Source organism: Staphylococcus edaphicus, from assembly GCF_002614725.1.
In the GTDB taxonomy this organism is placed as follows: domain Bacteria; phylum Bacillota; class Bacilli; order Staphylococcales; family Staphylococcaceae; genus Staphylococcus; species Staphylococcus edaphicus.
The window spans coordinates 50,223-75,702 of record NZ_MRZN01000002.1; the positions used below are offsets into that span (position 1 = coordinate 50,223).

24 protein-coding genes and 1 pseudogene are annotated in these 25,480 nt (G+C 33.1%); 16 read left to right on the forward strand and 9 right to left on the reverse strand.

The genetic code is table 11. The features are described 5' to 3' along the window. Nucleotides 1–66: 66 nt before the first annotated feature. On the reverse strand, nucleotides 67–678 hold the full coding sequence (locus BTJ66_RS01775; protein ID WP_099089286.1) for a YktB family protein: 612 nt from the start codon (nucleotides 676–678) through the stop codon (nucleotides 67–69). Between the two features lie 254 nt (nucleotides 679–932). Between BTJ66_RS01775 and BTJ66_RS01780 the strand changes: the two are divergent. After that, nucleotides 933–1,756, forward strand: a pseudogene (locus tag BTJ66_RS01780) (inositol monophosphatase family protein). Between the two features lie 90 nt (nucleotides 1,757–1,846). Here BTJ66_RS01780 and BTJ66_RS01785 read toward each other — a convergent pair. Then, a complete protein-coding gene (locus tag BTJ66_RS01785) occupies nucleotides 1,847–2,038 on the reverse strand; it encodes a DUF5325 family protein (RefSeq protein WP_037538825.1) in 192 nt (63 codons plus the stop codon). A 101-nt stretch (nucleotides 2,039–2,139) separates the two neighbouring features. Here BTJ66_RS01785 and typA point away from each other — a divergent pair, with 101 nt between their 5' ends. After that, nucleotides 2,140–3,987 carry a translational GTPase TypA gene (typA, locus tag BTJ66_RS01790; RefSeq protein ID WP_099089287.1) on the forward strand — a complete coding sequence of 616 codons (1,848 nt, stop codon included), beginning with the start codon at nucleotides 2,140–2,142 and terminating at the stop codon, nucleotides 3,985–3,987. Between the two features lie 288 nt (nucleotides 3,988–4,275). On the opposite strand, the gene BTJ66_RS01795 is transcribed toward typA, so the two are convergent. Next, nucleotides 4,276–4,449: a DUF2197 domain-containing protein gene (locus BTJ66_RS01795; RefSeq protein WP_099089288.1), complete on the reverse strand. Its 174-nt coding sequence runs from the start codon at nucleotides 4,447–4,449 to the stop codon at nucleotides 4,276–4,278. 1 nt (nucleotide 4,450) lies between these two features. Next, nucleotides 4,451–4,933, reverse strand: coding sequence for a hypothetical protein (locus tag BTJ66_RS01800; protein WP_099089289.1), 483 nt, complete (start codon nucleotides 4,931–4,933; stop codon nucleotides 4,451–4,453). Nucleotides 4,934–5,279: 346 nt separating this feature from the next. Between BTJ66_RS01800 and BTJ66_RS01805 the strand changes: the two genes are divergently transcribed. The 3 genes from BTJ66_RS01805 (at nucleotide 5,280) to BTJ66_RS01815 (ending at nucleotide 11,027) form a co-directional block, all read left to right on the forward strand. After that, nucleotides 5,280–5,555 (forward strand): Fpa/YlaN family protein, encoded by a 276-nt coding sequence (locus BTJ66_RS01805; protein ID WP_274521110.1) that lies wholly within the window; start codon nucleotides 5,280–5,282, stop codon nucleotides 5,553–5,555. Nucleotides 5,556–5,936: 381 nt separating this feature from the next. Continuing rightward, on the forward strand, nucleotides 5,937–7,169 hold the full coding sequence (gene ftsW, locus BTJ66_RS01810) for a cell division peptidoglycan polymerase FtsW (RefSeq protein WP_099089290.1): 1,233 nt from the start codon (nucleotides 5,937–5,939) through the stop codon (nucleotides 7,167–7,169). Nucleotides 7,170–7,571: 402 nt separating this feature from the next. Then, nucleotides 7,572–11,027 (forward strand): pyruvate carboxylase, encoded by a 3,456-nt coding sequence (locus BTJ66_RS01815; RefSeq protein WP_161940536.1) that lies wholly within the window; start codon nucleotides 7,572–7,574, stop codon nucleotides 11,025–11,027. An 85-nt stretch (nucleotides 11,028–11,112) separates the two neighbouring features. On the opposite strand, the gene BTJ66_RS01820 is transcribed toward BTJ66_RS01815, so the two are convergent. Beyond that, nucleotides 11,113–12,021, reverse strand: a complete 909-nt coding sequence (locus BTJ66_RS01820; protein WP_099089292.1) for a COX15/CtaA family protein — start codon at nucleotides 12,019–12,021, stop codon at nucleotides 11,113–11,115. Between the two features lie 274 nt (nucleotides 12,022–12,295). On the opposite strand from BTJ66_RS01820, the gene cyoE reads away from it, so the two are divergent. Continuing rightward, nucleotides 12,296–13,207, forward strand: coding sequence for a heme o synthase (cyoE, locus tag BTJ66_RS01825; protein ID WP_099089293.1), 912 nt, complete (start codon nucleotides 12,296–12,298; stop codon nucleotides 13,205–13,207). A gap of 24 nt (nucleotides 13,208–13,231) precedes the next feature. Further along, nucleotides 13,232–13,693: a DUF420 domain-containing protein gene (locus BTJ66_RS01830; RefSeq protein ID WP_099089294.1), complete on the forward strand. Its 462-nt coding sequence runs from the start codon at nucleotides 13,232–13,234 to the stop codon at nucleotides 13,691–13,693. A 103-nt stretch (nucleotides 13,694–13,796) separates the two neighbouring features. Here BTJ66_RS01830 and BTJ66_RS01835 read toward each other — a convergent pair whose 3' ends face one another. Beyond that, the gene (locus BTJ66_RS01835) at nucleotides 13,797–16,061 is read right to left on the reverse strand and encodes an ATP-binding cassette domain-containing protein (RefSeq protein ID WP_099089295.1); all 2,265 of its coding nucleotides are present in this window, start codon (nucleotides 16,059–16,061) and stop codon (nucleotides 13,797–13,799) included. A 187-nt stretch (nucleotides 16,062–16,248) separates the two neighbouring features. On the opposite strand from BTJ66_RS01835, the gene BTJ66_RS01840 reads away from it, so the two are divergent. Beyond that, nucleotides 16,249–17,298, forward strand: coding sequence for a CAP-associated domain-containing protein (locus BTJ66_RS01840; RefSeq protein WP_099089296.1), 1,050 nt, complete (start codon nucleotides 16,249–16,251; stop codon nucleotides 17,296–17,298). Between the two features lie 17 nt (nucleotides 17,299–17,315). Continuing rightward, the gene (locus tag BTJ66_RS01845) at nucleotides 17,316–17,750 is read left to right on the forward strand and encodes a YlbF/YmcA family competence regulator (protein ID WP_099089297.1); all 435 of its coding nucleotides are present in this window, start codon (nucleotides 17,316–17,318) and stop codon (nucleotides 17,748–17,750) included. A gap of 226 nt (nucleotides 17,751–17,976) precedes the next feature. Here BTJ66_RS01845 and BTJ66_RS01850 read toward each other — a convergent pair whose 3' ends face one another. Further along, nucleotides 17,977–18,900, reverse strand: coding sequence for a glycerophosphodiester phosphodiesterase family protein (locus BTJ66_RS01850; protein ID WP_099089298.1), 924 nt, complete (start codon nucleotides 18,898–18,900; stop codon nucleotides 17,977–17,979). A gap of 132 nt (nucleotides 18,901–19,032) precedes the next feature. On the opposite strand from BTJ66_RS01850, the gene BTJ66_RS01855 reads away from it, so the two are divergent. After that, nucleotides 19,033–19,284, forward strand: coding sequence for a YlbG family protein (locus tag BTJ66_RS01855; RefSeq protein ID WP_099089299.1), 252 nt, complete (start codon nucleotides 19,033–19,035; stop codon nucleotides 19,282–19,284). Between the two features lie 112 nt (nucleotides 19,285–19,396). Here BTJ66_RS01855 and BTJ66_RS01860 read toward each other — a convergent pair whose 3' ends face one another. Then, a complete protein-coding gene (locus BTJ66_RS01860) occupies nucleotides 19,397–19,786 on the reverse strand; it encodes a DUF7147 family protein (protein WP_099089300.1) in 390 nt (129 codons plus the stop codon). Between the two features lie 70 nt (nucleotides 19,787–19,856). On the opposite strand from BTJ66_RS01860, the gene rsmD reads away from it, so the two are divergent. Further along, nucleotides 19,857–20,399 (forward strand): 16S rRNA (guanine(966)-N(2))-methyltransferase RsmD, encoded by a 543-nt coding sequence (gene rsmD, locus BTJ66_RS01865; RefSeq protein WP_099089301.1) that lies wholly within the window; start codon nucleotides 19,857–19,859, stop codon nucleotides 20,397–20,399. Nucleotide 20,400: 1 nt separating this feature from the next. Then, the gene (coaD, locus tag BTJ66_RS01870; protein WP_099089302.1) at nucleotides 20,401–20,886 is read left to right on the forward strand and encodes a pantetheine-phosphate adenylyltransferase; all 486 of its coding nucleotides are present in this window, start codon (nucleotides 20,401–20,403) and stop codon (nucleotides 20,884–20,886) included. 399 nt (nucleotides 20,887–21,285) lie between these two features. Here the strand turns inward: coaD and BTJ66_RS01875 are convergent, their stop codons facing one another. Then, complete coding sequence (locus tag BTJ66_RS01875) at nucleotides 21,286–22,419, reverse strand: nucleotidyltransferase (protein ID WP_099089303.1); 1,134 nt, start codon at nucleotides 22,417–22,419, stop codon at nucleotides 21,286–21,288. 126 nt (nucleotides 22,420–22,545) lie between these two features. On the opposite strand from BTJ66_RS01875, the gene BTJ66_RS01880 reads away from it, so the two are divergent. The 4 genes from BTJ66_RS01880 (at nucleotide 22,546) to BTJ66_RS01895 (ending at nucleotide 25,191) form a co-directional block, all read left to right on the forward strand. Further along, nucleotides 22,546–23,094: a YceD family protein gene (locus BTJ66_RS01880; RefSeq protein WP_099089304.1), complete on the forward strand. Its 549-nt coding sequence runs from the start codon at nucleotides 22,546–22,548 to the stop codon at nucleotides 23,092–23,094. Nucleotides 23,095–23,174: 80 nt separating this feature from the next. Continuing rightward, nucleotides 23,175–23,348, forward strand: coding sequence for a 50S ribosomal protein L32 (gene rpmF, locus BTJ66_RS01885; protein ID WP_011303391.1), 174 nt, complete (start codon nucleotides 23,175–23,177; stop codon nucleotides 23,346–23,348). A 134-nt stretch (nucleotides 23,349–23,482) separates the two neighbouring features. Further along, a complete protein-coding gene (locus BTJ66_RS01890; RefSeq protein WP_099089305.1) occupies nucleotides 23,483–24,424 on the forward strand; it encodes a M23 family metallopeptidase in 942 nt (313 codons plus the stop codon). A 26-nt stretch (nucleotides 24,425–24,450) separates the two neighbouring features. Then, nucleotides 24,451–25,191: a TrmH family RNA methyltransferase gene (locus tag BTJ66_RS01895; RefSeq protein ID WP_099089306.1), complete on the forward strand. Its 741-nt coding sequence runs from the start codon at nucleotides 24,451–24,453 to the stop codon at nucleotides 25,189–25,191. Nucleotides 25,192–25,480 lie beyond the last annotated feature (289 nt).

The window sequence follows — 25,480 nt, forward strand, 5'->3', positions numbered from 1 at the left end:
GATACTACACGCATTTGTTTTGGTATGAATATTAAAAATGACAATGCCGTTGCTAAAATTTCATTATTATTTATAAAATTTTAGCAATTGTTCAAATGTGTCTTCCAAATAAGCGAGAAATACTTTATCGCTTTTGAGGTGTTCTGAATTTGGTGCTAACGTGCGTGCTACAAAAAACTCACCTTTTTTAACATTTTTAACACGTTTAAAAGCTTTTAATAAATCTTCATCTGTCATGTCATGTATATAAGTTTTTTCTTGACTCATATGATCTAAGCTCACACTATAGTCGGATGGTAAAAGTTTCAATGTCTCGAAATGATCTTCAAATACTTGAACTTGTTGTGCTTTATCTTTAGCTTCATGCATAACACCGTACATAACGAATAATTGATTTTCAAATAATCCTATTTGAAAATGGGGCTGCATTTTATAGCCACGATTATTTGTCGCAAAAGCAACCCAAGTATCTTTTGGTGGGTTAACACTTCTACGTGCGTGCTTAGCTACATGTGGATAGAAGATTTCACCTGTAGCAGTTTCTAAGTACTGTGCAAAGTAGTCACCTAAATTATTTAATTGTGGTCTTACGTGTTCGTTTAATGCTTCCATTCTTGCATTAAGACCATCAACAGTAAATGCTTTAAAATCTGTAGGTTTGAATGTATATTTAGTCATTTAATCCTCCTATAATCACTATATTCGTTTGTATTGTAGCATAATCTGCGCATTGAAACATTTGCTTTGCTTTACATCACGAGATAGAAGAAGTGACAAGGATTGCGTGTATATAAATATGAAAAAGGGTAAATGATTAAGATGTAACTAATAAATTAAGTTAATAGGTATAGATGCATCAAAATTAAATATTGTCTAATATCTTTTTGGATATTAATTAATGTATAATAAATAGTGAAGTAGGAGCTGATACAATGACTGTTTATGAATTTGCAAAAGGCCTCATATTAGAAGCCGGCATAAATGTAAAAAAAATAATGAAACAAGATATAAAGATTGAAACGAAATCGAATCCCAATGATTTGGTAACAAATGTGGATAAAGCTACGGAAAAATATCTCTTTGATAATATTAAGGAAATATACCCTAATCATTTAGTTATAGGTGAGGAAGGTCATGGACATGATTTGAAAGATGTGCAGGGTGTGGTATGGGTCATTGATCCAATTGATGGTACTTTGAATTTTGTACACCAACGAGAAAATTTTGCAATTTCAATAGGTATTTATAATGAAGGTAAACCTTATGCAGGTTTTGTTTATGATGTCATGAATGATGTACTATACCATGCTAAAACAGGTGAAGGCGCATATGAAAATGGTAATCGATTGCCAGAAATCCAGTCTACACAATTAAAAACAAGCATTATTGGTATAAATCCGAATTGGTTGACCAAACCGCGTTTGGGTGAGATGTTTAAGCCTATTGTAGATGAAGCAAGAAGCGCCCGTGCATATGGTTCGGCAGCGTTAGAAATCATACACGAGCAACTGGAAAATTAGGTGCCTATATAACACCAAGATTACAACCGTGGGATTTTGCAGGTGGATTAATTATTTTAAATGAAGTAGGTGGCGTTGGTACTAACTTATTGGGAGAAACTTTATCTATATATGAGCCTAGTTCTATTGTAATGGCTAATCCAGGATTACATGCAGAGCTCACAGAAGGTCATTTCCGAAAAAATTATGAAATTGTCCAATTATTACAACAAAAATTAAAAGCTAAAAAAGATTAGCCATATGTGTTCGTGAAAATAAAAAAGCGCCTCAATCCCGATATTAGGAAAGAGACGTATATAAATAATGTGTTCTCAATAAATACTATATTATAACCAATCATTTTCACGATATTTCTTTTTTAAAGTGAAACCGTAACCAAATGTTGCAATGAATAATATAAATGTTAAAATCATGAATGGAACATTTGTAGCAGCTAAACTGAAGCTAAATAAAAGTAAAAATACTATAGCAACCACAGCGAGTACCCAGAATATTGCTTTTGATTTTTTTTGTTGCATCCCTACCACACCTTTATAGTTTTCTTTAACCAATTATATGATATAATAAAAAAGTTGCAAAGAAAAGTGGGAATTTACTCGAGAAAGGAAATTGTATAAAAATGACTAAAATAAGAGAAGATGTTCGTAACATAGCAATTATTGCTCACGTTGACCACGGTAAAACAACACTTGTGGATGAACTATTGAAACAATCAGGAATTTTCCGTGAGAATGAGCATGTTGACGAAAGAGCTATGGATTCAAATGATATTGAAAGAGAACGCGGTATCACAATCCTTGCGAAAAACACAGCTGTAAATTATAAAGATAATCGAATTAATATATTAGATACTCCGGGACATGCCGATTTCGGTGGAGAAGTAGAACGTATTATGAAAATGGTTGATGGTGTTGTCTTAGTAGTGGACGCTTATGAAGGTACAATGCCTCAAACACGTTTCGTATTAAAAAAAGCACTAGAACAAAACTTGAAACCAGTTGTAGTTGTAAATAAAATTGATAAGCCTGAAGCTAGACCAGAAGGTGTAGTTGATGAAGTGTTAGACTTATTTATTGAATTAGAAGCTAATGATGAGCAACTTGATTTCCCAGTTGTTTATGCTTCAGCTGTTAATGGTACTGCAAGTTTAGATTCAGAAAAACAAGACGAAAACATGCAATCATTGTATGAAACAATCATTGATTATGTTCCTGCGCCAATAGATAATAGAGATGAACCACTTCAATTCCAAACAGCATTATTAGACTATAGTGACTATTTAGGACGTATCGGTGTTGGTCGAGTATTTAGAGGAACAATGCGTGTCGGAGATAATGTATCATTAATTAAATTAGATGGTACAATTAAAAACTTCCGAGTAACAAAAATCTTTGGTTTCTTTGGATTAAAACGTGAAGAAGTTAACGAAGCATATGCTGGCGACTTAATTGCTGTATCAGGAATGGAAGACATTAACGTCGGTGAAACAGTGACGCCAACTGATAACCAAGAAGCATTACCAGTATTAAGAATTGATGAGCCTACATTAGAAATGACTTTCAGAGTGAACAATTCTCCATTTGCTGGACGAGAAGGCGATTATGTAACGTCTCGTCAAATTCAAGAACGTTTAGATCAACAATTAGAAACGGATGTTTCTTTAAAAGTTACACAGACTGAATCACCAGATAAATGGATTGTTGCTGGTCGTGGTGAATTACACTTATCTATCTTGATTGAAAATATGAGACGTGAAGGATTCGAATTACAAGTTTCTAAACCTCAAGTTATTTTAAGAGAAATTGATGGTGTAAAATGTGAGCCATTTGAACGTGTTCAATGTGAAGTACCACAAGAATACACAGGTGCAGTAATTGAATCATTAGGCCAACGTAAAGGTGAAATGTTAGATATGGTAACTACAGATAATGGTTTAACACGTATTATCTTCATGGTGCCAGCACGTGGTTTAATTGGTTATACTACTGAATTTATGTCTCAAACACGTGGATATGGTATTATTAACCATACATTTGAAGAATTTAAACCACGTGTGAAAGGCCGTATCGGTGGTAGAAGAAATGGTGCATTAGTATCATTAGATCAAGGTAAAGCAAGTTCTTATGCACTTATGGGCTTAGAGGACCGTGGTGTAAACTTTATGGAACCTGGTACTGAAGTATATGAAGGTATGGTTGTTGGTGAACATAATCGTGAAAATGACTTAACTGTCAATGTTACGAAAGAAAAAAACCAAACTAACGTACGTTCATCTAATAAAGACCAAACTGTAACGATGAAACGTCCAAGAATTTTAACGCTTGAAGAAGCGTTACAATTTATTAATGACGATGAACTTGTAGAAGCTACACCTGAAAACATTCGTATTAGAAAAACAGTATTAGAAAAAAATGCACGTGAAAAAGAAGCAAAACGTATTAAACAATTAATGCAAGAAGATGAATAAATACTTGTATTAATTTAAAAATTAATACATGGGCAATCTCTGTCCAGACTGACAAACAAGCCTAAGACGTCGATACGTCTTAGGCTTGTTTGTATTGCAATGATGCTAAATTAATATATAAATCAGTAAGACACTATCTATGAAGCTTGTTCTTATAATCTATGCATCTAAATAAAAAGCCCAATAAAAGCGCCATAAGTTTATAGCATTTTTATTGGACTGATAATTCATAATATAAAACGCATAGCGTATGATTGAAGGTAATTTGCTTATCACTTAAAAGACCGATTACCGGTGATTGAATGTAGCATCTTGGCGGCGTTGTTTTGGCGTATCAAGTCTACTTTTACATTCATCACACATAAAGGTATGCATTGGATCGTTACGTAATCTTTTTGCTTCTAGTGTATTTTGATCAATAAATACTTCTGTATCACAAATGATACATTGAACTTTCTTCATATTAGCGCACCTCTATACCAGTAACATATTGAAACTGATGAGAATAACCTTTTTCGGGAATATAGACAAAACTATCTACAGAATAATCTTCATATAATCTCTTTCCATCTTTGGCAAATTGGAAAAAGAGGTATGGTAATAATTCTATTGGTATGTCAATTGCATCCTTATCATTAAAAAGACGTATAGTTGTTGCTGTATCATATGGTTCCGCATTTTTGAAAAATGGGGTCATATTTATAACGAAAGATTTTTCTAAAACAGCACGTCGTTTATATTTAATTTCAGAATTTAATGTTGGCGGATTCGTTTGACCTTCTAAAATTGCTCTATTCCATTCTCGATTATCATCAAAGTTGATTGGTTTAGTGCCATCGAAAACACCTTGCTCTAAATCTTCAATTTGTACTTTTCTGTCATCAAAAATCCAAGTTGTACTATCTAATGTAATTGGAAATTTAACTGCGCCCTTAATTTGAATCATAATCCCACTCCTATTGGCTTAATTTGCATATATCTATAATATTAAAAGTGACAAAGTCATTTATAATTTAAGTGGTTAAAAAATGACTTTTTTGTGAACAAACCACATGTATACATTGAAATTAATCCAAATTTATCAACTATTAAAAACAGGGAAATCTTAACCGTTTTCAGGTGAAGGCCTGTGTAACACTCTAATGATTATAAATATTAGCAAAATAAATTATCGTTAATAACAATATTATCACATAATAGACGATTGCGTATATTCTTGAATTCACTTGCTTTTTACAATTTAGTAAGATACACTCTTCTTATAAAGTTACAATTGTTAGGGGGAGTATGTCTTGGAAAAAAATCAACAAATGAATAATGCGGCATATGACCAATTGAATAAAGATGCTGATAGGATTCTCCAACTTATTAAAGTACAAATGGATAATCTAACATTACCTCAATGCCCATTATATGAAGAAGTACTTGATACACAAATGTTTGGTTTACAAAAAGAAGTGGACTTTGCTGTACAACTAGGCCTAGTTGACAGAGAAGTGGGCAAAGATTTGATGCTTCGTTTAGAAAAAGAACTTTCTAAATTGCATGATGCATTTACTAATGTTTAATTTGGTTAATGAGATAGATTTATTTTTGGAAACACAGTATTCCAAAATTGAAATACGAATGGCTTATATAGGACAATTTTTCATTAAAACTACATAAATCGTATGAGAGTGGCTGGGACATCAATCATTTGTTGATATATCTTAGCCATTTTTGTCGTGCTTTGAAAACACAAATTTTTGTAAAACAATAAAATTATGTATATTAGTGCCATATTTACTCGAGAAATTGTTACAATGTTTGATATAATGTTAAAAGTGTAGTTTATTATATAAATCAATTAACATAACTAAAATCACTTAGGATTTAGGTAATAATTTAGTGAATGCATTTGAGGCGTTAACAAATATAATATTAAAAATTAGAATTGGATGATATGTCATATGAATAACATAAAACGATTTTTTCGGTATATTGGTAAAAATGCTAAGTATATCGATTATCCGCTAGTAGTTACATATTTATTATTATGTCTAATTGGTTTGGTTATGGTGTATAGTGCAAGTATGGTTGCTGCTACAAAGGGATCATTGACGGGCGGTATATCAGTTCCAGGTACATACTTTTATACAAGGCAATTAATGTACGTGATAATGAGTTTAGTTATAGTATTTTTCATGGCATTTTTCATGAATGTTAAATTTTTAGAGACAATAAGATTTCAAAAATGGATGATGCTTGGTATTATTATTTTGCTTGCTGCAACTCTACTTGTAGGAAGTAATATCAATGGATCAAAGAGTTGGATTAATTTAGGTTTTATGAACTTGCAAGCATCAGAATTATTGAAAATTGCAATCATCTTATACATTCCTTATATGATTGAAAAGAAGCGGCCTAAAGTATTTAAACAACCGAAACTAATGACTTCACCAATTATTCTTGCTGGCCTATGTATCGCTTTAGTATTATTACAGCGAGATGTTGGGCAAACGCTATTGATATTGATTATATTCTTTTCAATACTTTTCTATGCTGGGATTGGTGTCCAAAAATCCATTAAGTATGGATTGTTAATCTTCGTTGGTGTTGTGATCATTGGTTCGCTCTTCTTAATTATTGGTTTGGTGCCAGACTATTTAACAGCGAGATTTAGTACTTTGACCAATCCATTTAGTCAAGAATCAGGTACAGGATACCATATCTCTAATTCTCTCATCGCAATTGGTAATGGTGGATTACTAGGTAGAGGCTTAGGAAATAGTATTATGAAATTAGGTTACTTACCAGAGCCACATACTGACTTTATCTTTTCTATAATCTGTGAGGAATTAGGTTTAGTAGGTGGGCTTGTAGTTATCTGTTTACTATTCTTCATTGTATATAGAGCGTTTGAGTTGGCAAACAAAACAAACTCGTATTTCTATAAACTCGTATGTGTTGGTGTAGCAAGTTATATTGGAAGTCAAACCTTCGTTAACTTAGGTGGTATTTCAGGTACGATTCCATTAACGGGAGTGCCGTTGCCTTTTATTAGCTTTGGTGGCTCTTCAATGATTAGTTTGAGTATTGCACTAGGTTTATTACTTATTACTGGTAAACAAATAAGAATTGAAGCATATAGAAAAAAACAAGCGGCTAAGAAAAAAACACATATCGGTATTGCAAAACGGTAGTAATTAAAATCGCAATTGATTCATATAAATGAAGATGATTTAGTGTAAAGGCAAACAATTCAACTGTTTAAAGTTGAATTGTTTGCTTATTTTTTTACAATTAGGTAGTGATTTTGAATTACTTTTAACCAAATAGACATATAATAACAAAAAGTTATCGATAATAATAACTTTTTATTAATAAAAATAAATGGTATAATTTTGTTCTAAGCTTGTGATATTAAGATTTACGATACAAGTTTAGAATTAGTGTTGTTATACAAAAAATTAAAATACAACTTATTAAAAAGCGTTTTGAGTTAAGCGTGAATTGTTTATTATTGTATACATTGTTCGTATTTTGCTATAATGGAGTACATATCTAACTTTTTAGAAAATTCAAAAAATAAGGGGGACCATGATGTGAAACAAATAAACAAGCTTTTGGTAGCCAATCGTGGTGAAATAGCAATAAGAATTTTTAGAGCAGCGACAGAATTAGATATTAAAACAGTTGCAATTTATTCAAATGAAGATAAGGGATCTTTACATAGATATAAAGCAGATGAATCCTATTTAGTAGGGAAAGATATAGGACCTGCTGAGTCATATTTAGATATAGAAAGAATCATTGAAGTTGCAAAACGTGCAGATGTAGATGCGATACATCCAGGTTATGGTTTTTTAAGTGAAAATGAAACATTTGCCCGCAGATGCCAAGAAGAAGGGATTAAGTTTATTGGCCCGCGTGTGGAACATTTAGATATGTTTGGTGATAAGGTTAAAGCGAGAACAACCGCGATTAATGCTAATTTAACCGTAATTCCTGGAACTGACGGTCCAATTGATAATCAAAAAGATGCTGTAGCATTTGCGAATGAAGCAGGTTATCCGCTTATGATTAAAGCAACAAGTGGTGGCGGCGGTAAAGGTATGCGTATTGTACAATCAGAAAATGAATTAGAAGATGCTTTCCACCGAGCTAAATCTGAAGCTGAGAAATCATTTGGTAACAGCGAAGTTTATATTGAAAAATATATTGATAATCCAAAGCATATTGAAGTACAAGTGATTGGTGATGAACATGGCAACATTGTACATTTATATGAACGTGATTGCTCTGTACAAAGACGACATCAAAAAGTAGTAGAAGTAGCGCCTTCAGTTGCTTTGTCAGACGATTTAAGAGAACGTATCTGTAATGCTGCAATTCAATTGATGGAAAATATTGACTACGTCAATGCCGGCACTGTTGAATTTCTCGTATCAGGTGATGAATTTTATTTCATTGAGGTTAACCCACGTGTCCAAGTAGAACATACTATTACCGAGATGGTCACAGGCGTAGATATAGTGAAAACTCAAATACTTATAGCTGATGGTGAAAACCTGTTTGATGAAGAAATTAGTATGCCTAGACAGGATGATATCAGAACACTAGGTTATGCTATACAATGCCGTATTACGACAGAAGATCCGACAAATGATTTTATGCCGGATACAGGACGTATCATCGCCTATCGTTCAAGTGGTGGATTTGGTGTGAGATTAGATGCGGGTGATGGATTCCAAGGTGCAGAAATTTCGCCATACTATGATTCATTATTAGTGAAATTATCAACGCATGCGATGTCTTATAAACAAGCGAATGAAAAAATGGACCGTTCATTGCAAGAAATGAGAATTCGTGGTGTTAAAACGAATGTTCCATTTTTAATTAATGTAATGAGAAATGAACAATTTAAAACGGGCGACTATACTACTAAATTTATTGAGCAAACACCCAATTTATTCGATATAGAACCAACACTAGATAGAGGAACGAAAACACTAGAATATATCGGAAACGTTTCAATCAATGGATTTCCAAATGTGGAAAAACGTCCAAAACCAATTTATGAAACATCACCTATACCACAAATTTCTAAAAAGGAAATAGCTCAATTAGAAGGAACAAAGCAATTACTGGATGCAAAAGGGCCAAGGGCAGTAGCGGACTGGTTAAAACAGCAAGACGATGTGTTAATTACTGACACAACATTTAGAGATGCGCATCAGTCATTATTAGCTACACGTGTGAGAACTAAAGATATGATGAACATTGCTTCGAAGACGGCTGAAGTAATGAAAGATAGCTTTTCACTTGAGATGTGGGGAGGCGCGACATTTGATGTTGCCTATAATTTCCTGAAAGAGAATCCATGGCAACGATTGGAAAGATTGAGAAAAGAAATACCTAATGTGTTATTCCAAATGTTGTTACGTGCATCTAATGCTGTAGGTTATAAAAATTATCCAGACAACGTAATTAAAAAATTCGTTAAAGAAAGTGCAGAAGCGGGTATAGATGTATTCCGTATTTTCGACTCATTAAATTGGGTGGATCAAATGAAAGTAGCCAATGAAGCCGTACAAGAAGCTGGAAAAATATCAGAAGGGGCGATTTGTTACACAGGCGATATCTTAAACCCAAATCGTTCGGATATCTATACATTAAAATACTATGTTGATATGGCTAAAACACTTGAACGTGAAGGATTCCATATCTTAGCAATTAAAGATATGGCAGGTTTATTGAAACCTAAGGCTGCCAATGAATTAATTGGTGAATTGAAAGCTGCCGTTGATTTACCTATTCACTTACACACGCATGATACAAGTGGGAATGGCTTATTAGTGTATAAACAAGCTATCGATGCAGGTGTGGACGTAATTGATACTGCCGTTGCTTCGATGAGTGGCTTAACAAGTCAACCTAGTGGTAACTCGCTATATTATGCATTAAATGGATTTGAAAGAAATATGCGTGCAGATGTAGATGGTATGGAAGAGCTATCACACTATTGGGGTACAGTACGTCAATATTACAGTGATTTCGAAAGTGATATCAAATCACCAAATACGGAAATCTATAAACATGAAATGCCAGGTGGTCAGTATTCAAACCTCAGTCAACAAGCTAAAAGTTTAGGTTTAGGTAATCGATTTAACGAAGTGAAGGAAATGTACAAACGAGTTAACTTCTTGTTTGGTGATATCGTTAAGGTAACACCATCTTCAAAAGTAGTCGGTGACATGGCATTATACATGGTACAAAACGATTTAGACGAGGCGTCTATCTTGAAAGATGGTTATAAATTAGATTTTCCTGAGTCTGTAGTATCGTTCTTTAAAGGGGACATTGGACAGCCTGTAAATGGGTTTAACAAAGATTTACAAAAAGTCATACTCAAAGGTCAACCTGCTATAACAGATAGACCAGGTGAGTACTTGGAGCCTGTGGATTTTGAAGCAGTAAGAAGTGAATTAGAAGAAAAACAACAAAGTGAAGTGACAGAACAAGACATCATTAGTTACGTATTATATCCAAAAGTGTACGAGCAATTTATAGCAACACAAGAACAATTTGGTAATGTATCGTTATTAGATACACCGACATTCTTCTTCGGTATGCGTTCTAATGAAACAGTTGAAATTGAAATAGATACAGGTAAACGATTAATTATTACACTCAAAACAATAACAGAACCAGACGAAAAAGGTATACGAACAATATTTTATGATATGAATGGTCAAGCACGACGAATCTTTATTCAAGATGAAAATGTTAAGGCAAATGAAAGTGTTAAACCTAAAGCGGATAAATTAAATCCTAATCATATTGGTGCACAAATGCCAGGTTCGGTTACAGAAGTTAAAATTTCCGAAGGTGAGTCTGTAACGAGTGGTCAAGCATTATTGATTACTGAAGCGATGAAGATGGAGACAACAATTCAAGCACCATTCGATGGCGTGGTTAAGAAATTGACAGTACAAAGTGGTGAAGCTATTGAGACAGGCGATTTGCTTATTGAAATAGAAAAAGAGCCAGTTGACTAAATTAAGTTGAAATTAACATTTAACATAAAAAAAGTACCTTCAAATTGAAATGAAGGTACTTTTTTTGATGATGAGGATGAAGTTATTATCCGCCACTGCGAATTGTTCGTAACATTAATACAATAAAGTATGCGATTAATCCAAAGAGTAACGTAATAAATAGCGCATGTAATAATGCGATGAATAAGTTAACTTCAGTAATAATAGATAATGCGCCTGTTGTTACTTGTAAGATAACTAAAATAAATGCTGCAGTATAACCATAACGAATGGTACGATTATCTGCATAATTGTTTATTGCATGGATAAATGTAATCATAATCCAAATAAAAGCGATTAAAGCCATACCTCTGTGTGTGAAGTTCACCCAATCTTGAACGTTGTGTGGCATCAAATCGTTAAATGGTAAAGGCCATTGTCCATAAGCTAAACTAGCTTCTTTGTGTCTCACAAGTGCACCGGTATAAATTGTCATGTAAACAATGAGTGCCATAATCCATGTGTAAATTCTCAATGGTTTTCTGATAAATAATTCATCAGCTTCATATTTACGATCAATCTCATATATGATTAAAGTAAGCACGAATACAGATGAAAAAGAAATTAAAGATATACCAAAGTGAAGTGCTAATACATATGCATTTTGTTGCCACATAACTGCTGCAGCACCTACTAATGCTTGTATTAGTAAGAAGCCAATACTGATACAACATAGTGGTTTAACTTCTTTAATGTAACCAATATGTTTCCAAGATACGATAACGAGCCATAATACAATGATTAAGGATAAACCTGATACGGCCCGATGACTTAATTCAATTATAGTTTGAATTGGTAAATTTTGAGGTAAGAAAGCACCATGACAAAGAGGCCAGTCAGATCCACAACCATCTGCCGAACCGGTCTTTGTTACCAATGCGCCACCAAGTTGAACAAAAGCCATAATGACTGTTGCTATCACAGATAACCATTTTAGGTTTTTTTTGCTAAACAAGAAGTAACCCCCCACTTTAAATATATAGCGTTTGAGAAATTCAATGACCACATATTATTAATTAAGCCACATAATAGTAGTTATAAATCTCATTAATATATTTTATGTTCATAAATCTTAAATTTAATTATAACAATAAATGCCAAATAAAATGTGTCACAAAAATGACTTTTTATTAATGTCGATAAAGTGTCACAAATATCTTCGCATTAATGTAGTCAATCGAACAAAATTAATATATCATTGAATTATATGAAAAAATAGGAGGGAAATTATGAACAAAGAACAAACTTTGGCACATAATTCTAGCCGCATCACTTTTAAAGAGTTGCAGCAAATTATTAAAATGGGATTAGTTCAAGGCAATCTCATCCCTGCATTTGCTGGATCATGGTTAGCAATTGTGTTGGCAAATCATTCCTTCCTCTCGTCAATACCACAAATCTTAATGATGTTAGTGGGCTCTACGTTAATTATGGGGGGCGCATGTGCTTTAAATAATTACTATGATCAAGATATTGACAGTATCATGCCAAGTAAACAACAGAGACCTACAGTTAATGAAAGAATTTCAAATAGAAATTTATTAATTCTCAGCTTTGGAATGATGCTTATAGGGGAAGCATTACTATTTGCACTAAACATACCATCAGGTGTTATTGGCTTGTTAGGTATTGTGGGATATGTATCATTTTACTCTATTTGGTCTAAAAGACACACAGTTTGGAATACAGTAATCGGTAGTTTTCCTGGGGCAGTGCCACCGTTAATTGGTTGGACGGCAATAGAAGGAAACATTAGTCTAGTTGCAGTTGCACTATTCTTAGTTATTTTCTGTTGGCAACCAATTCATTTTTATGCGTTAGCTATTAAGCGTAAAGATGAATATGCATTAGCAAATATTCCGATGTTACCATCAGTTAAAGGATATAACCGTACGAGAGTAAGTATGTTTATATGGTTAGTCATTTTATTACCATTACCTTTTTTATTGAGTAGCTTAGGTACCACATTTATTGTGTTAGCTACTTTATTAAATTTAGGCTGGTTATATCTAGGATTGACAAGTTTCAAAAAGGATACAGACCAAACTAAATGGGCAACAAAAATGTTTATATATTCACTAAACTATTTAGTTGTTTTTTTCGTTCTAGTTGTTGTCATATCGCTAATTCAAATGTTTTAATAATTTATGATAAGGATGTATTAAATGAACTTACCAATTTTACCTACAATCAGTACAAGCTTTATTGTGATTAGTGCAATCCTTGTTGCAATAGGGTGGCGCCAAATTTGGAAAAGAAAAATTGAAAGTCATAAAAAAGTAATGCTTTGCGCTGCATTTTTTGCACTAGCATTCTTTATTATTTATGCTTCGAGAACAATTTTTATAGGTAATACTGCTTTTGGTGGTCCAGATTCAATTAAAATTTATTATACAATATTCTTAGTCTTCCATATTAATTTAGCAACAATCGGTGGAATATTAGGCATTGTACAAATCGTTACTGCTTTTAAAGATAAATTTAAAGTACATAGATTTGTTGGACCTATTGCGTCAATCATATGGTTCTTCACAGCCATCACAGGTGTGGCTGTCTATCTATTACTTTATGTATTTTATCCAGGTGGCGATACGACTTCGCTCATCAAAGCGACATTTGGATTATAAAAAATCAAAAATAAAGCGTTAGTTTTTACCTAAATAAAAGGCATATAGCGAAGGTGAGCAATCTTTATAAAGATTGCTCACCTTTTAGTTTATAAAGTATAGGTTAAGATGAAGACGACACATATCTTTTTAAATATTTTGCAGTGATGGACGATTTTACCTTTAATAAGCCACGTGGTTCGCCTTGATAAAGTAATTTCCCACCTTTTTCACCAGCAAAAGGTCCAATATCAATAAGCCAATCGGCATGTGTCATCATCGTTAGATTGTGTTCTATTATAATTACAGTGTTGTGTGCTTCAATGAGACGCTTAAAACAATCCATTAATATAGGAATATCGTCTTCATGTAAACCCGTAGTAGGTTCATCAAAAACAAAGGTATGATGCTGCACAGTTTTAGTTAAGTATTTACTTAATTTGACTCTTTGTATCTCACCACCCGATAATGTATCCAAGGTCTGTCCTAAAGTCATATAGTTTAAACCCGTAGATTTCAGTGCTTGGAGTGGTTGAGCGATAAAATCATTTTTTTTGAAAAAAGTGATTGATTCATCAACGGTTAAAGCTAATATATCTGCTATATTCAAACCATCTATTTTAGCATCCAATACTTCTGGATTGTATCGTTTACCATGACAAATATCACATATTTGTGTGAAATCTGGCATAAAGGCTAATTCTGTTTTGATGATTCCCTTACCATGACATTCGGGGCATGCCCCTTCAGAATTGTAACTGAATAATGATTTTTTTAGGCCGGTTGCTTCACTAAAATAAGACCGTACATCATCAAATATGTTTAAATAAGTAAGTAAATTAGAACGGCTCGAAGCATGTGCAGGTTTTTGATTTATAAAAATAGTATCTTCTACTTGCTTTAAACCTGAATGAACCAATGAACTTTTACCAGATCCTGCAACACCAGTAACGACAGTCATTGCATGTTGAGGGATTTTTACAGAAACATCTTTAATATTATTACATGAAATATGTGATAAGTGCATATAATTTAAATCGCTTAAATTAGGTGATTTCAAGTGATGTGTTCGACCTAATGCATCTCCAGTATGTGTGTCCGAGTTTAATAAATCATTATAAGTACCAGTAAAAGTAATTTCACCACCATGTTTACCAGCTAATGGTCCTAAATCTATAATGTGGTCAGCTATTTTGATAACGTCTGGGTCATGTTCAACAACTAACACAGTATTTCCTTTATCTTTCAAAGATTGAATGATTTCATTGATTCGTTGGATATCATCTGGATGGAGGCCAATACTTGGTTCATCAATGATATATACCAAATCACTTAAAGCACTGTTTAAATGTCTAATTAATTTAATTCTTTGTGATTCACCACCTGATAAAGTGGTCGTTTCTCGGGATAAAGTTAAGTAATTTAATCCAATATAACTCAGAGCTTCTAATTGTTGTTGTAACGGCTCAATAATGACATTTGCCTTTGGTGAATCAATGTCTGCTATGAATTTTAAAGCATCATCGATGGATAAATTTGTGAAATCAGCAATATCTAAGTTATTAATTTTACATGTTAAGACAGAAGGGTTAAGTCTTTTACCATGACAATCTGGACATTTTTTAGAAGTTACCACTCTATCAATTGCATCTCTGAATTTATTTTTCTCAAAGTTGTCATTTAATAAAAATGAACGTCTAAATCTATGGATAAGCCCCTCAAACTTTGCAGTTCTAGGCCAGTTATCTGGTGGATGCTTTATTTTAGTTGGTTTGGTATATAGCAACGTATCTAGTTCTTCTTTAGTATAGTCTTTTAACTTTTTATCATTATCAAACAAACCAGAATATAAGTAACGTTTACCTCGCCAACTATCGGGCCTGAAAGATGGGAAACGAATGGCATCTTCATTGAGTGATTTATTAAAATCTAATAACTCATTTAAATCAATATCTTCAACATAGCCAAGTCCTGAGCACGTTTCGCACATACCTTTAGGATTGTTGAAAGAAAATATATCAGAGTATCCAACAAAGGGTTCACCAATTCGTGACCAAAGTAATCTAACTGATGCGTAAATATCAGAGATTGTACCAACCGTTGAGCGCGAATTTCCTCCTAACCTTTTTTGATTTATAATCATTGCAACTGGTAAATGCTCTATTAAGTCGACATTTGGCTTTGAAAATTGAGCTAATTGATGCTGTATGTATGTTGAATAAGTTTCATTTAAGAGACGTTCAGACTCAGCCGCAATCGTATTAAATACTAATGAAGATTTACCTGAGCCAGAACGCCCCGTGAATACAGTTATTTGATGTTTGGGTATATCAACAGAAATATTTTTTAAATTATTTTGATTTGCACCGTGTATACGTATCATTGACATTCATTTTCACCTCTATTATTACTATACCCAAAATTAAGTTGTGTATGACTAAGGTTTAGAAAAAGTATGAAGATGAATATTGCATGTCATATTTAACCATATACACTTAAAATTGTAACGACATGCCTTGCTTGTGATATATTGAAACATGTACAATAAATGAAAGAGAATAATAGGTGGGTGAGCGATGAAAAAATTAATAATTAAAATTATAGGTGTGTTGTTATTAATATGTTTCTTGATTTATCTTTTTTACTCACCTCGATTAAAGTTTGATGTTCTGGAAAATCCCAATAAAGATGCGACAAAGACAACTCAAAATAAAGTGCCCAATACGAATGAGGAATCAGTTGAAAATTCTATGCCCAAAGAAGGTATAGGGACCTGGGTAGGTCAAAATCTTAAAAAACTTACAGATACGTATGGACAAGCTGAAAGGGTTTATTCATATAAAGGTGATTTTAAAAATTACATTTTTAAAAAACATAACCAATATTATCTTGTTACTACAAAACATAATATTATTAGATCAGTGTATGCAACGGGCAAAGCAGCAAAGGTAAACCCATTAAAAATTTCTGATAATGCATCACATGTATTTGAAAAATACAGTATTAATCCTGAACCGACAATTAAAGTTGACGGTAAGCAATATGAATTAGAATTATCTGATTCAGATATGAAGACGCAAACACTTATAAAATTCAAAGATGTTTATGCGCAGGTTTATATTGATCAACAGTCCAATGAAATTGTGGCTGTTCGATTTTTAGACAATGAAGCATTGGCAGCATTTAAACCGTATCAAATGTTAAGCTCTAAAGGAGACAAAGAAGTTCAAAGTAATCACGATGATTTACCTTACGAACAAAATGCTAATCAATTAATGACTTTATATGAAATTACCAACGAGATGAGAAAGCTAAAAGATGCTAAGCCGCTTACTGTAAATAACGATATAGCTCACATCGCATCATTTAACTTGTATGAAGCAACAGGTACTGATAGCGTGGAGTTTACTGAAGATGCTTTAAAACAACAGCTAAATGATCAAGACATACCATTTTTATCTACAAGTCAAAATGTAGGATATGATTTTAACGATGTGCCAACGTTAATACATAGTTGGTTAAACTCTGATATTCATAGATCAAGAATGCTCAATTCGAAATATAATGAAATGGGTGGTGAGGTAACTAACGGTTATTACACACTCATTTTTGTAGAAGATAAATAGAAAGGTGATTGATAGCGATGATTACAGAAGAAACTTTATCAGTGCTTGATGAAATCGAAACACTTAGTGATAAAATATTGGAATCTCGATTATATAAGGCGTATAAAGCAGCTGAACAAGCATTGGCAGATGATGATGAAGCACATCTACTATATCAATCTTTTTTGAAATCTAAAGATAAATACGATGAGATTATGCGGTTTGGGAAATATCATCCTGATTATCAAAGTGTGATGTTAGATACGCGTAAACGTAAACGTGCTTATGAGATGCTTGATGTAGTGATGGATTATAAACAAAAAGAAGTTGCATTACAAGAACTCATTGATCAGGTCATTGTGAAGATTGCATATGCAGTATCTGAAAATGTAAAGATCGAAGCGGGTAACCCGTTTTTCCAAAAGGAAACAGGTGGCTGTGCGACTGGCGGTTCATGCAGTTGTTCATTATAAGACGTTAAAAATGATCTAATCAAAGAGGCTGGGACATAATTAATACGTCCCAGCCTTCTATCATACTTGCCGGGGTGAGACGAGGAAATCTTTTTAATATAATAAGATTTCAGTCCCACTCCCTTTTGCTATAAAATAACTTACTTTATATCAATATGAGTATGGTTTTAAAATGAGTTATTGTAAAAGTAAATTTCACTTCAAAAAAATGTTGCTGTTCTCAATGTTATTTACGATGCGTTTGTTTAAATCTTTGTGCTAAATCTGGTCTATCGGTAACCAAGGTATGGGCGCCATAAAATATTAGATCAGTCATCATATCTAGATTGTTAATACCATAATAGCCAGGTATGATATTTCGTTCATTTAACCATTGTATAAATCTTGGTGATGTTAATTTGATGCCTTTAAAAGAAACGGGCATCTGAAAAGTATTAGCTTTAGGTTGAAACGTGTGGCCAAGCCCTGTGAAAAATTTTAAAACGCCTTCAGCTACTTCTTTTTGACTTGCACCAATAGCTACAGTGCCCTGACTTATTAAATTAAAGCGTTCAATTTGTTTATCATGGAAACTTGTAACTAGAATACGCTTTTGGGCTTGTTGCGCAACAATGAGATTATAAATAATTTCTGGAGCTAATTGGCCTTCTATGTTATCAGGCGTATCTTTCAAATCAACATTAATAAGTTGCTTTGGATATAATTCTAATAGCTCATCAAACGAAAGTATTTTGGCATCTTTATGTCCACGGAAAGGCCTAACGCCATTTATATCAATGTATTGAAAGGCGGCGTCTAGTTGTTTCAATTCTGCTAATGTATGTTCAGCTACTTTACCAGACCCATTTGTAGTGCGGTCGACAGTAGCGTCATGAAACACTACAAGTTGATGATCTTTAGTGAGTCTTACATCAATTTCAAAACCATCTATATCATGTGTGACTGCATTATCAAAGGCAAGTTTGGTATGCTCTGGTCTGACAGCCATACCACCTCGGTGAGCGAAAATATATGGCGCTTTTTTAGAAAAGAAAGGTGGTATACTTTGATTACGTGGTTGCGCTTTATATTTAGTAATAAAAAATAAACTGCCAACCAAGCCGACTGTACCTAAAAAACTACCTTTAATCATTTTATTGAATTTTGCCACGAGCCATCCTCCTTTATTTTTGTGTATATAGAGTAATATAGCAAAAGTTAAAGTTACTTCAAAATAATTGTTATTTATAAAATGAAAAAGTCGTGATATTATATAATGGCTAATAAATGGAGTGATAAATAAATGAATATGATACCGAGAACAAGTTTAATTATATATTTAAAACATATGAAGCATGAAAGACAAGTACGTAAATTTGGTCATATCGTAAATACAAATAGACAAGAACGATTTGTTGTTATGTATATTAATGAAAATGAAGCTGACCAAATTGTTGATAAATTAATGAGGTTAAAATATGTGAAACATGTTGAAGGTTCTCCATATAAATATTTGAAAAAAACCTATGAGAAAGAACAACATGAATTTATATAATTTAAAATTCATGGCATTACGCACTTTAAACTATACAAGTATTTAAATATAATGATTAATTCTAAAAAGCCACAATAGTACAAAATTTGACTACGGTGGCTTATTTGTTTCATTATTGCAACGGCGGAATCCACCTTTGTAAGCGCAAGACACTCGTTAAATAATTAAAGTACAATTCATTATCAGGAAAGAAATCTGGCGGTTGGACATCGATTGCTTTTACATCAACATGATATTTTGCAGCTTGATCGTTTATGAGTTCAAATTTTTTATTGGAATCAGGGTAGGGATATTTAATCGCATTGATCATAATATACATTGCCTGAAAATGGCGTTCACGAGTAGGTTCCATTATAATTGCAACGGATGAACGTTGATTTTCATATTTTGAAGAATGAAAATAAACAATGTGGGCTATCCGTTGATAGTTGAATTCAATTAACGTATTGAATTCAAATAAATCTGTAAGGCCTTCTCCGAGTTTTATAAATGATTGTTTCATGAATCATATCTCTCCTTGTCTACAATATGCATTATATAAAAATTATTTTGAGAATGGAAGTGTAAATCACATGAGAGTAATTTCCGGTATACATAAGAGTAAAGCACTTGAGAGTTTAGAAGGGCGTAACACTAGACCCACAATGGATAAAGTGAAAGAAGGCATATTTAATAGTCTGCATGAAGTATCTGGTATTGGTTTAGATTTGTTTGCAGGTAGTGGGGCGCTTGGTATTGAAGCTTTATCTCGTGGCATTGAACAAATGATATTTGTGGATCAGAATTTTAAAGCGGTAAAAGTAATTAAAGCGAATTTGAATAATCTTGGTATTGAAACACAAGCTGAAGTTTATAAGAACAATGCTGACCGTGCTTTGAAGGCATTAGCTAAACGTGAAATACAATTTGATGTAATATTTTTAGATCCACCATATGAAAAAGGGTTGATTGATGAAGCGTTAGAAGGTGTTGCAAAGTTTAATTTATTAAAAGAAAATGGTATTATCGTTTGTGAGTTCAAACATCATGAAAAAATAAAAACTGAGCCATTCCATGTGATAAAACGTTATCATTATGGCATGACAGACACTTTGTTATTAGAAAAAGGAGATTAAAATGTCTACAACTAAAGCAGTCATTCCAGGAAGTTTCGATCCAATTACATACGGCCACATTGATATTATAGATAGAAGTGCGGATCGTTTTGATGAGCTACATATTTGTGTCTTAAAAAATAGTGGTAAGTCAGGAACGTTTTCAATTGAGGAACGTATTGCACTGATTGAAGAATCAGTGAAACATTTGAATAATGTAACAGTTCATCATTTTAATGGATTGTTAGTTGATTTTTGTGACAAAATTGGTGCACAAACGATTATAAGAGGATTGAGAGCTGTGAGTGACTTCGAATATGAATTAAGACTTACATCAATGAATAAAAAATTAAACAGCAATGTTGAAACAATGTATATGATGACAAGTACAAATTATTCGTTTATTAGTTCAAGTGTTGTCAAAGAAGTTGCAGCATACAAAGCTAACGTTTCAGACTTTGTGCCCGTCCACGTTGAAAAAGCACTAAACGAAAAATTTAAAAAATGATAAAGAACCACTTACCAACTTGTTGGTTAGTGGTTCTTATGCAATTGCAAAGCAATTGTAAACCAAAATACTTACCAACTTGTTGGTTAGTGGATACACAGTAGCTGACTGAAATCTAAATGCACAAGTAGCGTGATTTTTTAGATTCCTAGTCGACCTTGTGGGGGCGAGAAAACGAAATCAAAAAGATTTCTGTCTCGCTCCCTTATGCAATTGCAAAGCAATTGTAAACCAAGAGACTTACCAACTTGTTGGTTAGTGGATACACAGTAGCTGACTGAAATCTAAATGCACAAGTAGCATGATTTTTTAGATTCCTAATCAGCCTTGTGGAGGAGAGAAAACGAAATCAAAAAGATTTCTGTCTCGCTCCCTTATGACTAATCATCTATAGATTGTTTAAGCACGTATAACGGGTGTGTTAAAGTCATTTGCAGTTTGTCCTGAGATAAGATTGTAAATTTGAGTTGCATGTATCTCATCAATAAAGAAATCAGCAGTTTGTTTGTTAATTTGTGTTATGAAATTTTTATCTGGATATAATTTTTTAAGTTGTTTTATATATTGTTGCCCTTTTTCGGACATGCCTAATATTCGAACAGCATGAACGGATGTAGGTTTGTTTTGTTTTTTGAAATTTAAAAGTATATTCATAAGTAAACGTTGTATATGTGTATAGGTATACCGTTTCGTTTTTAATATTGTCATTAAATGTTCAAAATTAGTCGCTTGTGAAATGTTTTGAAGTATTCTATTTTCAATGCCTTCACTCATTGTATAGATTTGACTTAATGATAGCGCATCATGAGTTAAAATTGCATATTTCAAATAGTTAAATGTATCCTCAACAGATATTTGAGGTGATTCATAATGACTTTGTATCGTATTTGGTACGACTTTCTTCCACTGATCATTTTTGTTCAGTAAGGATTTTCGGATAGATGTACCACTAGCAAATTTTTGATTTGAGATTTCACCATCATGATGGGCGCTTTGTGATCGTGCAATAGTCCAAGGCTGAATCGATGGCGCGTATTTTTGTATTGCCCTCACATAAGATATGCCTAACGTATTATTAGGCGATGAAAGTAAATCATTATCAGGAACTAATTCACTTAATATTCTGGGAAAACTTTTGCCTTCTTTTGATTTTGCCAAAAATTGAGGAGACTGTTCCACGTCACTAATGCGATCAGCTAATGATAAAAAATCTGTAATTTCACCAGACTCACTACCAAATGATAAATGAGAAACATTTAAATAATCTGCTATTTTCACAGCTGTTTCTGCAAAATACTGACCGGCAGATATCGATGCATAGGCTGGGAGCTCGACGACGAGATCAACTGCACTCAACGCCATGCGAGTGCGTGTAAATTTATTATAAATAGCGGGCTGCCCTCTCATCACAAAGTTTCCACTCATGATGGCTATGGATATTTCAGAATCTGTAATTGACTTTGATTGCTGTGCATGGTATAAGTGACCATTGTGGAAGGGATTATATTCAGTGACTAGTGCAACGCTTTTCATTTGCAATTCTTCCTTTCAGAATTCATTATAGATATTGTAACAGATGTAACTGTGTTAAGAAAAAATCTTGACAACTTATATCTATAAAGTTAAAATAAATTTTGTGCTTGTTAGAGGTGAAGCCATATGAAATGGTCAATAACACAATTAAGAAAATTCCAAGATAAACCTTTTGAATTCCATCAAACGGTTAATTTTGATCATTTAGTAAAATCATTAGATTTAATAGATCTATCTGATATTGATGTTGAGGGTGAATTAACCGTCAAATCAAATGAAGTCATTGCAGATATGCATATAACTGGAACTTATACAATGTCTTGTGCACGTACTTTAGTTCCAGTTGAAGTTCCTATTGATATCAAGTCTCAAGAAATTTTTGATTTAGAAGGATACGAGCAGTTTGACGATGATGTAGACGATGATGAACATTATCATGACGCAACAGACGGTATGATAAATCTAAAAGATATTGCTGAAGAACTTGTTATTATTGAAAAACCAATGCGCGTTTTTTCAAAAGAAAGCGATCAGATGTTACGAGAAGGTAATGGTTGGGAAGTTATTGACGAAGAACAAGCGATCGAAATTGCGAAAGATAAAGCGTCATCTGAATCAGAGCAAATCGATCCAAGGCTTCAAAAACTACAACAATTATATGACGAAGAGCAATAGCGGATTTAGATAATCTATAGTATAATAGATTATTGAATCTGAAAATATCTATTTAGTGTTTGAATATAAGGAGGATTATCATGGCAGTACCAAAAAGAAGAACGTCAAAAACAAGAAAAAATAAACGTCGTACGCATTTTAAAATTTCAGTACCTGGTATGACTGAATGCCCAAATTGTGGAGAATACAAATTATCTCACCGCGTATGTAAGAACTGTGGTTCATACAAAGGCGAAGACGTTGTATCAAAATAATTTCATTTAATTGAAAGGCTAAGTAATAGCCTAATCTAATCGTTCATTAATTATTCACTTGATAATTTTTGAACGATTTTTTATGTTAGAGATAGTGATGCTATATATTCAACTGATAGGTTGTGTAAAAAGGTATGGAAATAATAAATGCACAAAAAATTATAAATAAAATTGAGCAGAACGATGCACGCTGGCTTTATGATCATTTTAGCGAATCATTTCAAGATATCTCATCTTTTGAAGAACTTGAGAAGTTGTTGAATCGATATAATACACTCAGAAGTGAAAATGTTTTATTCAGACATCTGAACATTAATCGACACGATGAATATATTTGGTTTGATAATAAAATGGCTACAGGAGCAAGCGTTACGTTAAATAAATACCAAGAAATTATAGGTATGTCATTGTTGCCAATTAGCCATAAACATAATGTGAAACAATCTAAATATCAATACACCATTCCTATAAAAACATCGTGTCTTGTTTATTGGGGTGGAGACAATGAATTAATTAATTTTCATTATCGATTTAAACAACAACGTCATGCTTTAGATTTAGTGAAAATTAAAGATGGCTATACATATAAAGGTAATTCAAATGAATGTGCAAATTATTATAGCTATGGATTGCCGATTGTAGCGCCAGCAAATGGTGTGGTAGAAGCAATTGTTGATGGTATACCAGATAATACACCTGGTGATATTAATACTGTACATCCAGAAGGTAACTATATTATTATCAAACATGCGCGTAATGAATATAGTATGATTGCACATATCAAAGCAAATTCTTTTAAAATTGAAAAAGGAGATACACTGTTGCGAGGACAGCATATTGCAAATGTTGGTAATTCAGGTAATACACCTGAACCACATATACATTTTCAAGTGATGAAGGATAAAAATATTCAAGTTGCACAAACGTTAAAAATTCAATTTCAGAATGTTACAGCGCCTGTGAAAGGTGATATAGTAACTTATACGGGTGATCAAATTATGGTGAACGAAAAGCGTGAACCGTCCAAATTGACCAAAGGCATACGTTCGAACATTACACACCTATTCAAAAGTTGAAAATAAATATATAAAGAGGCTATGTTATGGAAATAATAACTTCGGCACAAAATAATAAAGTGAAAAATGCGAATAAATTGAAGAAAAAGCGTGAACGAGATAAAACTGGTCTTGCACTAATAGAAGGATATCATCTTATAGAAGAAGCATATAAAAGTAATATAAACATTCAACAGTTATATGTCGTTGATACGGATAGAATAAATGATGATATGTTAAGTTATGCTGATGAAGCATTTGAAATTAACTTAAAAGTGGCAGAGGTATTATCAGGCACTGTGACGCCGCAAGGATTCTTTGCGGTTATTGAAAAACCCCACTATGAAACTTCAAATGCGAAACAGGTTTTACTGATAGATTGTATACAAGACCCGGGAAACCTAGGTACACTGATTCGTACAGCAGATGCTGCAGGTTTAGATTTAATCGTTCTAGAAAAGGGAACAGCAGACCCTTATCAAGATAAGGTTATGCGAGCAAGTCAGGGTAGTGTGTTTCATATACCGATCTTAACTACAGACTTAAGTGACTTTATCAATGGTTTCGAAGGCAACGTTTATGGTACAGCATTAGATGATGCAGTAGAATATAAGGAAATACCAAGTCAAGAGACGTTTGCATTACTTTTAGGCAATGAAGGAGAAGGTGTAAATACCAAATTACTTAGCCAAACAACACAAAATTTAACTATCCCAATTTACGGTAAAGCGGAAAGTTTAAATGTTGCAATTGCTGGTAGTATTGTAATGTATCACTTGAAAGGTTGACCCTACTGTAAAATATCGTATATAATGAAATTAATGATATTTAAAATACTAACCGATAAAAAGACGTAAACTAAATGAATACAGCAGTAGAAGGGAGATTATCCATGACTGAAAGATAATCCGCTGTAGTTAGTTTTTTCACCTTTTTGGTTACTTAAAGAAATTTAAGTCGGAAATCATGTCCGTTATCAATGACAACAAGTGTATGCTAAGGCATAAATTTGGGTGGTACCACGGAAGGCTTTCGTCCCAGTTTCAAGGGATGGAAGTCTTTTTTTGTACAATTTTA

Coding starts and splice junctions, on each gene's coding strand:
- BTJ66_RS01830 (WP_099089294.1), top strand. CDS start 13,232: ATGAACTTACCAATTTTACCTACAATCAGTACAAGCTTTATTGTGATT.
- rsmD (WP_099089301.1), top strand. CDS start 19,857: ATGAGAGTAATTTCCGGTATACATAAGAGTAAAGCACTTGAGAGTTTA.
- rpmF (WP_011303391.1), top strand. CDS start 23,175: ATGGCAGTACCAAAAAGAAGAACGTCAAAAACAAGAAAAAATAAACGT.
- BTJ66_RS01860 (WP_099089300.1), bottom strand. CDS start 19,786: ATGAAACAATCATTTATAAAACTCGGAGAAGGCCTTACAGATTTATTT.
- BTJ66_RS01775 (WP_099089286.1), bottom strand. CDS start 678: ATGACTAAATATACATTCAAACCTACAGATTTTAAAGCATTTACTGTT.
- BTJ66_RS01880 (WP_099089304.1), top strand. CDS start 22,546: ATGAAATGGTCAATAACACAATTAAGAAAATTCCAAGATAAACCTTTT.
- BTJ66_RS01845 (WP_099089297.1), top strand. CDS start 17,316: ATGATTACAGAAGAAACTTTATCAGTGCTTGATGAAATCGAAACACTT.
- BTJ66_RS01895 (WP_099089306.1), top strand. CDS start 24,451: ATGGAAATAATAACTTCGGCACAAAATAATAAAGTGAAAAATGCGAAT.
- BTJ66_RS01840 (WP_099089296.1), top strand. CDS start 16,249: ATGAAAAAATTAATAATTAAAATTATAGGTGTGTTGTTATTAATATGT.
- BTJ66_RS01800 (WP_099089289.1), bottom strand. CDS start 4,933: ATGATTCAAATTAAGGGCGCAGTTAAATTTCCAATTACATTAGATAGT.
- BTJ66_RS01890 (WP_099089305.1), top strand. CDS start 23,483: ATGGAAATAATAAATGCACAAAAAATTATAAATAAAATTGAGCAGAAC.
- BTJ66_RS01795 (WP_099089288.1), bottom strand. CDS start 4,449: ATGAAGAAAGTTCAATGTATCATTTGTGATACAGAAGTATTTATTGAT.
- BTJ66_RS01835 (WP_099089295.1), bottom strand. CDS start 16,061: ATGTCAATGATACGTATACACGGTGCAAATCAAAATAATTTAAAAAAT.
- ftsW (WP_099089290.1), top strand. CDS start 5,937: ATGAATAACATAAAACGATTTTTTCGGTATATTGGTAAAAATGCTAAG.
- BTJ66_RS01855 (WP_099089299.1), top strand. CDS start 19,033: ATGAATATGATACCGAGAACAAGTTTAATTATATATTTAAAACATATG.
- coaD (WP_099089302.1), top strand. CDS start 20,401: ATGTCTACAACTAAAGCAGTCATTCCAGGAAGTTTCGATCCAATTACA.
- cyoE (WP_099089293.1), top strand. CDS start 12,296: ATGAACAAAGAACAAACTTTGGCACATAATTCTAGCCGCATCACTTTT.
- BTJ66_RS01875 (WP_099089303.1), bottom strand. CDS start 22,419: ATGAAAAGCGTTGCACTAGTCACTGAATATAATCCCTTCCACAATGGT.
- BTJ66_RS01785 (WP_037538825.1), bottom strand. CDS start 2,038: ATGCAACAAAAAAAATCAAAAGCAATATTCTGGGTACTCGCTGTGGTT.
- typA (WP_099089287.1), top strand. CDS start 2,140: ATGACTAAAATAAGAGAAGATGTTCGTAACATAGCAATTATTGCTCAC.